This is a genomic window from Streptomyces sp. NPDC050263 (genome assembly GCF_040655955.1).
Lineage (GTDB): Bacteria > Actinomycetota > Actinomycetes > Streptomycetales > Streptomycetaceae > Streptomyces.
In genome coordinates, this window is sequence record NZ_JBFAKW010000295.1 from 1 (window position 1) to 1,553 (window position 1,553).

General features: G+C 69.3%; 2 protein-coding genes. Both read left to right on the forward strand.

Translation table 11 applies throughout. The annotated features are described in order from the left end of the window. Positions 1-152 precede the first annotated feature (152 nt). Complete coding sequence (locus tag AB0J04_RS46095) at positions 153-317, forward strand: hypothetical protein (RefSeq protein WP_363174727.1); 165 nt, start codon at positions 153-155, stop codon at positions 315-317. Positions 318-953: 636 nt separating this feature from the next. Next, the coding region (locus AB0J04_RS46100) for a TetR/AcrR family transcriptional regulator (protein WP_363174728.1) at positions 954-1,553 on the forward strand (600 nt) is incomplete at its 3' end.

Below are 1,553 nucleotides of genomic sequence, written 5' to 3' on the forward strand. Positions count from 1 at the left end.
CTGCGCTCGGCGGCAGACCCGGAGGTCCTCGCCGCGACGACGCTCGCCCTCATCAACGGCCTTCAGGCCCAGTGGCTCTTCGACCGGGACTCGATCAAAGTGGAGTCCGCCATCCGCGACTTCCTGCAGTCCGTCGTCCCGGGCCTTGCCCGATGAGCGTCTGCGTCGGCGTGCGCGGCGCCGCCCGCGTCGTGCGGTCCGCACTCCTGGAGCCCGCCGCGACCCTCGACGGCGTCGAGGTCACCGCCATCGCCGCCCGGGAGCCCGAGCGGGCCGCCGGCTCGACCTTGTCGTCGGTGTGCAGGAGTGGGTCGTAGAGGGCGCTCCAGACAAAGGCCGGCCGCCCGTCGGTGGGCTGGGCCGGGTCGAAGGAGTCGGGAGTGGACTGGATGGCGAGGGAGAGCGTCTTGGCGTCGGGCGACGACGCGCTCACCGTTCCTCCGCCACACGCTGTCAACGCCAGCACGGACACCTCCTGATCGCGGGGCAGTGCCCGGAACCGCGATCACGGGTCGTTGGACCGAATGCGCGTCATGTGGATTTCCTTTGTCCCGTGCGGTCCGGGGTCGGTGCTCTGCTTGCGGCTGACGCCACCCCGGGGCTCCTGCCGACCGGCTCGTGGTCGGGTCCTCGACGCCGGCCGCAGGCGCGGTGCGTGGTCACGTGAACCGGCTCCCTGCGTCTCGCGCACGTCGACTCGGCAACGCTTACCGGGTGGTTGAATTTCGTTCGTGGAACGTGGGCGCCGGCAAGAGCGGTCGGGGAGAGGGCGCGTGCCGTTCGTGATCGGAGCGTTCTATTTCGAACCAGGTGGAAGCCCGGTGCGGCTCATTTGAATATTGACCATCTGGATGCATCGGGGGAGAGGCGCTACGGTGCCAGGGGCGGCTTTCGACGAGAACCCGACTCCGGCCGCCGTCGACAGGGTGCGGCCACCGGCGAGGGGACGTGACGTGGACCGGGCAAAGGTGCGTGGGCCGTACGCGAAGACGGCGGCCCGGCGGGCGGACATCATCCGCGCGGCACGGGACAGCTTCGCCGAACACGGTCACGCGGGGGCTTCACTTCGAGACATCGCGAAGCGCGCCGGTATCAGTCACGCCGCCGTGCTCCACCATTTCGAGAACAAGGACGAACTGCTGACCGCGGTTCTCGCGAAGCGCGACCACGAGGAATGGGAACGCGCGTTCACCGATCCCGAAGGCGGGGGTGAAGGCAGAGCCGATGGGCCGGACTCGCCCGTGCGGTACCTCGCGGAGATCCTGCGCGGGCATCAGAAGTCGCCCGAGCTGATGCGTCTGTGGGTGGAACTGGCCGCTGCCGCCTCGCGGCCCGACCATCCTGCCCACGCGTACTTCGTCGACCGCCACGAACGAGTGCGCGCCTATACGGTCCTGGCCATGCGGGAGCGCGCGGGACAGGGAGAGCTGCGGGAGGGGCTGGACCCGGACAGCGCGGCCGCTCTCCTCCAGGCTGTACTGCACGGTCTGCAGATGGAGTGGCTGCTGAACCAGGAGCTTGACATCATCGAGCCCCTCAACCGCTTCTTCGAC